The organism is Malaciobacter halophilus, assembly GCF_002837275.1.
In the GTDB taxonomy this organism is placed as follows: domain Bacteria; phylum Campylobacterota; class Campylobacteria; order Campylobacterales; family Arcobacteraceae; genus Malaciobacter; species Malaciobacter halophilus.
Genome location: NZ_NXIF01000071.1, coordinates 1 through 9,828, shown reverse-complemented (window position 1 = coordinate 9,828; position 9,828 = coordinate 1). Strand labels below are relative to the sequence as shown.

The following is a 9,828-nucleotide window of genomic DNA, read 5'->3' as shown; positions in this document are numbered from 1 at the left end:
TCTGTTATTACCTCTAATAGAGTTATGAAAAATATTAAAAGTTACTTTATAGTCTAAAAGAGCACTTTTTGATTGCAAAGCCTCTTCAAATTTAAAATTATTTATTAATTCATAAATTCTTGCATACTCAAGAGTTTTTTGAATATCTTTATTTTTAATTTTAGAAGCAATATAGTTTTCAAAACTATTATTTGTTTTACTATTTAATAAATCATCAATTTTATTTAATCTATCTAAATTCAAACTTCTTTCATCAAAATAATCCATTTGAGACATAAGATAAGACTTAAACTCTAAATCACTATTTTTATATAGATTTTTTAGTTTATAAAAAGTATATTTCTCTATTGAATTAAAAGTACAACTATTATTTGATAAAAAGTTTAATTTATTATATATTTTTTTCTCAACATCACTATTTATTTTTTTAATATCATTTAAAAAAAGTATATAATCTAAATTTTGAACTTCATGAGAAGAGCTATACTTTTCTTTTAATAAACTCAAATAATATTTTGCTTGTTTTATACTATTTTGATAATATGAAAAAAAGCCAAGTGTTAAGTTTACTAAATACATATCATCTTTTTTTACAGTTTTTAAATAGTTAATAAAATTTGTGTAATCAATCTTTTCATTTTTCCCATAAAGACTATTTTCAATATCAAAAAAGCTTTGAGATTTTAATAATGCTTTATATAAAAGTAATTCATAGTATTTACTATTTATATCAAGTTTTGCAATATTTTTAAGCTCATGGATTATATTTGCATTTTTACTTAATCCTCTAATTGCATAAAGTTTTGTTAACTCCTCTTTTGAAGTTGTTAAATCAACTAATTCATCCCATTGAAACTGATTTTTGATATATTTAAAGTTATAAAAAGCAAGATGCCAGTTTATTTTATCTTTTGAAAATAACTTAGAAAACTCATAAACACCTTTTGATATTTGATTATTTCTTATTAAAGCACCTGCATAAATACCTTGAATCCAATCATCTAATATTGTATTGCTGTGATTATTTAAAAGATACTTATGTGCATCATAAATAATAAGTGGTTTTAAGTTTTTATAGTGAGCTAATCTTAAAGCTAAAAAAAAGTATCTTTTTTTTAAATCTTTTGATTTAACTTTCTGTAATTTTTCTAAAGCTTCATCTATTAAAATCTCTGGTTTTAAGATATTTTGCTTCTGTTTTTTTGAATAGTATTTATAAAAAGAAGAGACAAGATTCTCTTGTTTTTTTACAAAAGCCAAATAATCTAAAGTATCTTTATCTTCTATCAAATGAAGATTTTTATTTTTATATACTATTTTTTCTATTTGCTTTTTTGTAAATTTATTTTTTAACTGCTTTTGCCATAAAGCTATATTTGCTTCTTTTGCTCTTTTTTCATAATCATAAATCACACTATTATAAGTAGAAGCAAACTCTAAATTTTCTTCATATTTTGCAAAAGGATAATCTCTTTTTTCTAAAAAAAGAAATTTTCCATCATCATACCAAAATCCACCACATGAAAAGAGCACTACTTTAAAAAAAAGCACTACAAAAAGTAGTCGTACTAGCATCTATATACCTTTTAATAATTTTTCTAAATCATATTTATTTTTATACTTTACTCTATAAAACACCACTTCATTAAACCTATTATTGCTTATTGCAAAAAAATCATGTAATGCTACTTTTAAATCCTCTTTTTTAGAATCTTCAAATCTAAAAATATCACCCTTATAAACATATCTTCCTTTAAAATAATGACTTTTTATAACTTTATAATAGCCATTTTTTTGTATTTGAAAATTTTGTTTAAAATCCTCTTTTTTTACACCTTCAAAAATATCAAGTGGCTTTTTGTACCTAAACTGCACAGCTTGTGAATACAAAGGAAGTGCAAGTTTTAATTTTAAAGGATATGTATCAAAGTTATAGTGATATTTTTTAGCAACTTTATTATCTAAAATTGAATTTTTTGTATTAAAATCTCCAATATAAGACATATTATAGTACATTAATAAGCCATAATCAACATTAGGAACACCAGTTTTTTTATAATATTTTATTTGATGTAATCTAATAGTAGCACTAAGTTTTTTATTTAATTGAGTTTTCAAAAGTTTTAAAAATTTAAAATAGTTTGCTTTAGAACTAAGTGACCAGTCACAATCAATTTGTAACTCATCAAAACTTTCAAAACTACTATTTAAATTTTTTATGATTTTTGTAGCTAATATTTGAGGTTGAACTTTTTTCATAGCTTCATTAGTGATATAAATAACAGGTACAAACTCTTTTAAGGGTTTAATTTTAAAATTTGTTTTTATAATTTCTAATCTATTTGAGTAAGCAATATCTAAAACTTTTATATAAAGCTTTTCATGTTTTTGTTTAATATTATAACTATTTTCCCAATGATAAAAACTATAAGTTAGATTATTAGTATTACTTTTTTCAAATAAGAATAGACCTAAAACACAAAAAAGTAGTATAAGTAGTAGATATTTTTTCAATATTTTTTCCAAAGAAAAAGCAAAAATGCTTTTTCTTAATAGTTTTGAGATTTTCTCATTTGCATTAACTCTTTTTGAACTGATATATTTATTTTTTCATTCGGTTGAAAATCTAATGCATAATTTCTTCCATCATAATCAACAGAGTTTAAAATAATTTTTACAGCTTCAAGTCTTGCTTTATGTTTATCATCACTTCTTACGATATGCCAAGGAGCACTTCTTGAGTTTGTTCTTCTTAACATTTCATATTTTTTTTCAGAAAACTCTCCCCATAAATCTTGTGCTTGCATATCAACTTCTGAAAATTTCCATTGTCTTAATGGATCATTAATTCTTCTATCAAATCTTCTTTTTTGTTCATCTTTAGAAACAGAGAAATAAAGCTTAATTAAAATCATTCCTTGTCTTACTAAATCTTGTTCAAAATTTACTACATCTTCCATAAAGATTTCATACTCTTCTTCAGTACAAAAACCAAAAATTGGTTCAACCATTGCTCTATTGTACCAACTTCTATCAAATAATACTATCTCTCCACCTGTTGGAAAATGTTCAATATATCTTTGTAAAAACCATTGGTTTTTTTGCGTTTCTGTTGGTTTACCAAGTGCTACAACTCTATAATGCTTGTTATTCATATATCTAGTGATTCTTCTAATTGCACCACCTTTACCAGATGCATCTCTACCTTCAAATAAAATAATCATTCTTTTATTTTCATTTTCTAAATAGTTTTGAAGTTTTATAAGCTCAATTTGATACTGTTTTAACTCTTCAGCATCATATATTTTTTGTACACCATCTTTTATTACTTCAGGGTCAAACTCTTCAAAATCACCCAATAAAGACTTCATTAGGTCATTTTGTTCTTTCAATTTTGCTAACTCTTGAGTATCACACTCTTTATAATTTGATTTTATTTCAACTTTTTGTTTTTTATCTTTTTCAATAATAGAGTCTTTAAATTTTTGCATCAAATTTAAAGCACTCTTTTTAGTAAGATTATCTTTTTTTGTGTATCCTAAAACTTTTACGTATCTTTTTCTTTCATGTTGAAATCTTGCAATATATTTTTTACCAAAAGTTGGATGAGCAACTTTAGATACATATAATCCACTATAGTTTGTCTTTTCAAAATCACTTAAGTTCATCTTCATTCTGCCTTTGCAAATTTATTTTCTTTTTCCATTAGTTCTATCTCTCTAGTTCCATCAATTACTATACTTGGATCTACGACTATTCTATTTGAATCAATCTTTTTAGGATAATTTACTTGCGTTAAGATATGCTTTATACAGTTTAATCTTGCTTGTTTTTTGTTATCACTTCTAATTATTATCCATGGTGCCATGTCTGTATTTGAAGCCATTAACATTGAAAATTTAGCAACAGTATATTTATCCCATAGTTTTTGTGACTCTTTATCCACAGGAGAGAGTTTATACTGCTTTAAAGGATCAACCTCTCTTTTTTTGAACCTTCTTGCTTGTTCTTTTTTAGACACAGAAAAATAGTATTTTAAAAGAATAGTTCCAGACTTTACAAGCATTTTTTCAAACTCTGGTACCTCTTTTAAAAATTCATGATGTTCAGCAGTAGTACAAAATCCCATTACAGGTTCAACTCCCCCTCTGTTGTACCAGCTTCTATCAAATAATACTATCTCTCCAGCACTAGGAAGATGCTTTGCATATCTTTGAAAATACCATTGTGTTTTCTCAATATCACTTGGTTTTTCCAAAGCAACTACTCTTGCACCCCTTGGATTTAGGTGCTCTGTAATTCTTTTTATGGTACCACCTTTTCCAGCAGCATCTCTTCCTTCAAAAAGCATAAGAACTTTTAGTCCTTTTTCTTTAACATAATTTTGAAATTTTAAAAGTTCAATTTGCAAGGTTGTTAGTTCTTTTTCATACTCTAAGGTCTCTTTTTTAACCCAAATTTGAACTTTTTCGCCCTCTTCTTTCATCTCTTCTCTTTTTCTTGAGAAGTTATTTCTTTTATGCTTTTTTTTCTTCTTTGTGTCTATTTCCTCTTCATCCTTAAACTCTTCATTTATAATATTTCTTTCTCTTCCCATACAATTTGTCCTACAGTCATAATCTTGTCTTGTAATTATTATACCCAAAATTTTTTACAATTTGGTAACAATTGTCATCTTTTTTTATAACAATTGATGGTAACTTAATTCCATTGAATGTAGTTGTTTTAACCATAGTGTAATGAATCATATCTTCTAAGATGATTTTATCTCCAATTTTCAAAGGTTCATCAAAGGAATAATCACCGATAATATCCCCTGCAAGACAAGTATTTCCACCTAATCTATAAGTAAATTTTTTTTCATTTGCTAATCCTGCATTTCTTATATCAGGTCTATAAGGCATCGCTAAAGTATCTGGCATATGTGCTTCTGCAGAGGTATCCAAAATAGCAATTTGCATTTGATTATCTACGATATCCAATACAGTTGCCATAAGGTACCCTGTTTGCCAACCTACGGCTTCACCAGGTTCTAAATATACTTCTAAATGTGGATATCTTTTTTTAAAATCTTTTAAAAGTTGTATTAAACCATCAACATCATAATCCTCTCTTGTTATATGATGTCCTCCACCAAAATTTACCCATTTCATAGAGTTTAAATATGAACCAAACTTATTTTCAAAGCTTTGTAAAGCCCCTTGTAAAGCATCAACATTTTGTTCACAAAGGGCATGAAAATGTAACCCTTCAACGCCATTTAATTCATCTTCTAAAAAATTCTGCTTTGTAATTCCTAATCTTGAATAAGCTCCACATGGATTATATAAATCAACTTCAACACTAGAATATTCAGGATTTACTCTAAGACCTATTGAAGCTTTTTTTAAAGCTTTATTCTTAAACTGCTTTAATTGATTAAATGAATTAAAAACTACATGATTAGATAAAGATACAATTTGTTCAAACTCCTCTTCTTTATAAGCAGGAGAATATGTATGCACCTCTTTTTTAAACTCTTGGGAAGCTAAAATAGCTTCATGTAAACCTGAAGCACAACAACCTTTTAAATACTTTCCACAAAGCTCAAAAGTAGATTGCAAAGCAAAACCTTTTAAAGCTAAAAGAATTTTAACATTTGCTTCTTCTTGAACATATGAAAGAAGCTTTAAATTTTTTTCTAATAAAGCTTCTTCACAAACAAAACTTGGACTTGGTAATTTATCTATACTATTAACTATTTCCATCTTCTTCAAAGGGCTCAAAATCCTCTTTAGTTACTCCACAGTCTGGACACTCCCAATCATCTGGGATATCTTCAAAAGCTGTTCCAGCTTCAATACCACTATCAGGGTCACCAATAGCAGGATCATAGATATAGTCACAAACTATACAGATATATTTTTGCATAATAGACTCCTTTTTATTAAATTAATCTATTATCACCTAATTAAAACTTATATATACTTAAGCAGATAAATTAATCCACATCAAGTTCAAGAATTTTCCAAGGTAAACCTTGTGTCATAAGCTCATCCATAAATGGTTTTGCATCAAACTCTTCTATATTAAATACACCTTTTCCATTCCAAATACCTTTATATAACATTTTAGTTCCAATCATAGCTGGAACTCCTGTTGTATATGAAACTGCTTGTGCTCCTGTCTCTTTATAACACTCTTGATGGTCACAAACATTATAGATATAAATTTTCTTTTTTATTCCATCTTTTATACCTTCAATTATACAACCAATATTTGTCTTACCAACTGTTCTAGGACCTAAACTAGCTGGGTCTGGCAATAAAGTCTTTAAAAACTCAATTGGAATAATCTTAACTCCTTGGTGTTCAACTGGCTCAATTCCAAGCATACCTACATTTTGTAAGCAGTTCATATGTTGAATATAAGAATCTCCAAATGTCATAAAGAATCTAATTCTTTTTAGCCCCTTAATATTCTTAGAAAGACTCTCTAACTCTTCATGATATAAAAGATATGAAGGCTTAACTCCAACTTCAGGATAATCATGGTCAACTCTTATTTCAAGAGGCTTAGTTTCTATCCATTCTCCTACACCTTCACTATTTTTTTGCCAATATCTTCCATTTGCAGATACTTCTCGAAGATTAATTTCTGGATTAAAATTTGTAGCAAAAGCATATCCATGGTCACCTGCATTACAATCCATAATATCAATATAGTGAATTTCATCAAATAAATTTTGTTGAGCATAAGCACAAAATACACCTGTAACACCTGGGTCAAAACCACTTCCAAGTAAAGCTTTTACACCAGCTTGTTTAAACTGTTCATCTCTTGCCCATTGCTCTTTATACTCAAATTTAGCTTCATCAGGATGCTCATAGTTTGCAGTATCCACATAATCAACACCCGTTTGTGAACAAGCATCCATAATTGTTAAATCTTGATATGGTAAAGCTACATTTAATACAATCTTTGGATTAACAAGTTTTATTAAATTAACTAATTGTAATACATCATCAGCATCTACACAAGCTGTTTGTATATCTACATTTAATCTTTGTTTAATCTCTTTAGCAATCTCATCACATTTTGAAACTGTTCTTGATGCTAATGTGATTTTTTCAAATGTATCAATATTCATCGCACACTTTGTTGTAGCAACACGACTAACTCCACCTGCACCAATGATTAAAATACCTTTTTTATCCATAAAACAACTCCATTTTAAATATTCGAAATTATAGACTTATTTTAGTAAATTATAATTGAAAGTCAATGAAACAATAAAAGATAAAGAAAAATTTCTTGTTTATATGAAATTTAAGATTATTACGATAGAATTCCTTGCTTATAACATGGGGATGATATGGCTTCGATTAGAGCATTGAGGCTTGATTGCATGTCGGCCTGAGCATGCCGTTACGCAGCTCATTTTTTTTAGACGCAAACAATACAAATTACGCTCCAGCTTACGCAAAAGCTGCGTAAGTTTAACAACTTAATATAGACTCCCTTCGGGTTGAGTCTTTGGAGGCTCGCACTACTGATTCTATCTAAGTAGATAATCGCGGGTTCACCCTAGATAGATTACTTTTAAAGGGTTGATTTGACTTTAAAAGGACATTTTAAAATCTTAGCTTTTTAGTTGCCTTGTGGATTGAGTTGCTAAAAAGTGAAATTTTTCAATCCTGCTAAGCATGTAGACGTCAAGAGTAGATGTTTTAAGACTCCGGTTCGATCCCGGACATCTCCACCAAGAATTTATATATTTTATGTTAAATAGTAATTAAAACAGTTACAACAGTTGCAGTTTTACTTTTATAATACTAAAATAAAACAAACAACTGCTTTTTTAAGATATTTCAAATAAAAATATTTTTTTATTTTCTAAACATTGCACGTACTTTATCCATACCACTATAAAAACTTGCCATCATAATTACAAGTAAATACTCTCCAAATTTAGTTGGATATATTACACCCTCTTCTATTCTTATTACATCTAATTTTTTTACTAAATATAGCTCTTTTCTAAGTAGTTTTTCCAAATTTACATCATAAAGTTTATTAAATTTTTCAATATCTAATTTTCCCCCAAACAATGAACTTAATACTGCGTATTCTATTTTATTTATATTTTCAAATTCACTTTTTGCCATTAAGGCATCTTCTTTTGTAATAATTCTATTTTCATACTCTTTTAAATCAAAAGCATTTATGAAAAGTTTTCCATCAAGATAACTAAAAGCGCCACTACCTACACCTATATACTCTTCGTGTGTAGATACATATTCGTCACTTAAATCAACTACTTTTTTAGAAAAAGACCACATATTATTTTTACTATAATCTTCTAATTGCTCTTTTATAATATTATAAAATTTTTGTTCATTTCTATTTATCTGTTTACTTTTTAAAAAACTTGCATTTAAATCTGAACTCATTAAAGGATAAGTAGTTATTTGCTCTACACCCAACTGTTTTGCACTTTTTATATCATCTCTTAATATCTGTTCTGTTTGATTTGGAATATTAAATATCAAATCAATATTTGTAATAGGTAAAATTCCTACAATTTTAGAGATTTTTTGTTTTATTTCATTACTGCTACCAAATCTTTTATATCTACTTAACTGTTGCAATATTTCATCATTAAAACTTTGAACTCCAATAGATAACCTTTTTACTAAACCTTTTAATCTATATACTTTATCTACATCTATATGGTTAGGATCAGTTTCACAAGATATATCATCTACATTAAATAATTTTTTCACAAGTTTTATAGTTATTCTTAACTCTTTTTCATTTATTAATGGTGTTCCCCCACCAATATAAACTGAGTCAATTTTTACATCTTTTCGTTTTAATATTTTTATCTCTTCTCTTAAGGTTTTAAAGTATCTATTAGAGTCTTCAAAGTTATGTTTATATTTATGAAAAGTGCAAAAAGGGCACAAGTTATCACAAAAGGGTACGTGTATATAAAGTAAATACTTTTTCGTAGTGTTTATGCTTAAATATTTTGTTTCATTATTAGAAGTTGGTGTTATATTCACACATGATGCAAACGTATTTCGCACTACAGCTTTAGCAGTAAAGATAGAAAAAATCTCTTTCAAATTATTTACCATAACTTTCTCCTTAATTACACTTTTCATATATTGTAATTCTATATAAGAATGGTAAATTTAATGTAAATTATAAGTAAAGTTTAGGATTTATTTGAACTCTTGCATTTTTTCATAGATATTTAATCTATCTAGTTGTTTATTTAATTCTAATTCTTTGTACCAACTGTTATATTTTTCTATAATTTCAGTAGTATTTTTTGTATCATTTTGTAAAGCTATATGAAACTTATTTAGCATATCAAGTAGAGGTTTTGAGTATTTTAGTGTCTTTTTATATTTCATTTGTTGCAACTCTTTTTTAGTTTGCTCTATATTTTGAAGAACCTCTTGCTTTGTGACAAACATATTTACTCCTATTACAAAATGTTAAACTTATAATAACATTTTTAATAAAAGAATAGTTTAAAAAGTGATTATTTTTTGAATTTCTAAAGTTTTTTTGAGTAAAAGAGCTTAAAAGCTCTCCCACTCATCATCTTTATCACTCTTTTGAGAAGTAAAAGTTTGAGGTTGTTTTGGTTTTGAATTATATGAAGTAGTCTTTTTATACTCCTCTTCTTCATAATTATATAACTCTTTTAACTAAGCTTTAAAAACTTAAAATACCCAACCAGCTTGAATCATAAATCTTGATGAGTAATCTTTTTGACTAGTAACATCATGTTTTATATTTTGAGCTAAGTGTGCATTTATAAACATATCTTTA

9 protein-coding genes and 1 other RNA gene are annotated in these 9,828 nt (G+C 27.0%); 1 reads left to right on the top strand and 9 read right to left on the bottom strand.

Annotated features, from left to right (window positions below; all coding sequences use genetic code 11):
- The 7 genes from CP960_RS13080 to CP960_RS13050 all read right to left on the bottom strand — a co-directional run.
- On the bottom strand, window positions 1-1,575 hold a 1,575-nt coding region (locus CP960_RS13080; RefSeq protein ID WP_101185921.1), incomplete at its 3' end, for a hypothetical protein.
- A complete protein-coding gene (locus CP960_RS13075; RefSeq protein ID WP_101185920.1) occupies window positions 1,576-2,514 on the bottom strand; it encodes a hypothetical protein in 939 nt (312 codons plus the stop codon).
- A gap of 35 nt (window positions 2,515-2,549) precedes the next feature.
- The gene (gene ppk2, locus CP960_RS13070; protein ID WP_101185919.1) at window positions 2,550-3,668 is read right to left on the bottom strand and encodes a polyphosphate kinase 2; all 1,119 of its coding nucleotides are present in this window, start codon (window positions 3,666-3,668) and stop codon (window positions 2,550-2,552) included.
- Between the two features lie 2 nt (window positions 3,669-3,670).
- Window positions 3,671-4,597 carry a polyphosphate kinase 2 gene (gene ppk2 / locus CP960_RS13065; protein ID WP_101185918.1) on the bottom strand — a complete coding sequence of 309 codons (927 nt, stop codon included), beginning with the start codon at window positions 4,595-4,597 and terminating at the stop codon, window positions 3,671-3,673.
- A gap of 16 nt (window positions 4,598-4,613) precedes the next feature.
- The gene (gene nspC / locus CP960_RS13060; RefSeq protein ID WP_101185917.1) at window positions 4,614-5,747 is read right to left on the bottom strand and encodes a carboxynorspermidine decarboxylase; all 1,134 of its coding nucleotides are present in this window, start codon (window positions 5,745-5,747) and stop codon (window positions 4,614-4,616) included.
- Entirely contained in the window at window positions 5,734-5,910 is a 177-nt protein-coding gene (rd, locus tag CP960_RS13055; RefSeq protein ID WP_101185916.1) for a rubredoxin, read from the bottom strand. Before rd ends, nspC begins: the two co-directional genes overlap by 14 nt.
- A 70-nt stretch (window positions 5,911-5,980) precedes the next feature.
- A complete protein-coding gene (locus CP960_RS13050; RefSeq protein WP_101185915.1) occupies window positions 5,981-7,198 on the bottom strand; it encodes a saccharopine dehydrogenase family protein in 1,218 nt (405 codons plus the stop codon).
- 147 nt (window positions 7,199-7,345) lie between these two features.
- Between CP960_RS13050 and ssrA the strand changes: the two genes are divergently transcribed.
- Window positions 7,346-7,744, top strand: a transfer-messenger RNA (tmRNA) gene (gene ssrA, locus CP960_RS13045).
- Window positions 7,745-7,868: 124 nt separating this feature from the next.
- Here the strand turns inward: ssrA and CP960_RS13040 are convergent.
- Together CP960_RS13040 and CP960_RS13035 are read right to left on the bottom strand one after the other, a co-directional pair.
- The gene (locus CP960_RS13040) at window positions 7,869-9,122 is read right to left on the bottom strand and encodes a coproporphyrinogen III oxidase family protein (RefSeq protein ID WP_162919093.1); all 1,254 of its coding nucleotides are present in this window, start codon (window positions 9,120-9,122) and stop codon (window positions 7,869-7,871) included.
- 87 nt (window positions 9,123-9,209) lie between these two features.
- Window positions 9,210-9,467 (bottom strand): hypothetical protein, encoded by a 258-nt coding sequence (locus CP960_RS13035; RefSeq protein ID WP_101185913.1) that lies wholly within the window; start codon window positions 9,465-9,467, stop codon window positions 9,210-9,212.
- Window positions 9,468-9,828: the final 361 nt, after the last annotated feature.

Coding starts and splice junctions, on each gene's coding strand:
- CP960_RS13040 (WP_162919093.1), bottom strand. CDS start 9,122: ATGGTAAATAATTTGAAAGAGATTTTTTCTATCTTTACTGCTAAAGCT.
- nspC (WP_101185917.1), bottom strand. CDS start 5,747: ATGGAAATAGTTAATAGTATAGATAAATTACCAAGTCCAAGTTTTGTT.
- rd (WP_101185916.1), bottom strand. CDS start 5,910: ATGCAAAAATATATCTGTATAGTTTGTGACTATATCTATGATCCTGCT.
- CP960_RS13035 (WP_101185913.1), bottom strand. CDS start 9,467: ATGTTTGTCACAAAGCAAGAGGTTCTTCAAAATATAGAGCAAACTAAA.
- ppk2 (WP_101185919.1), bottom strand. CDS start 3,668: ATGAACTTAAGTGATTTTGAAAAGACAAACTATAGTGGATTATATGTA.
- CP960_RS13050 (WP_101185915.1), bottom strand. CDS start 7,198: ATGGATAAAAAAGGTATTTTAATCATTGGTGCAGGTGGAGTTAGTCGT.
- ppk2 (WP_101185918.1), bottom strand. CDS start 4,597: ATGGGAAGAGAAAGAAATATTATAAATGAAGAGTTTAAGGATGAAGAG.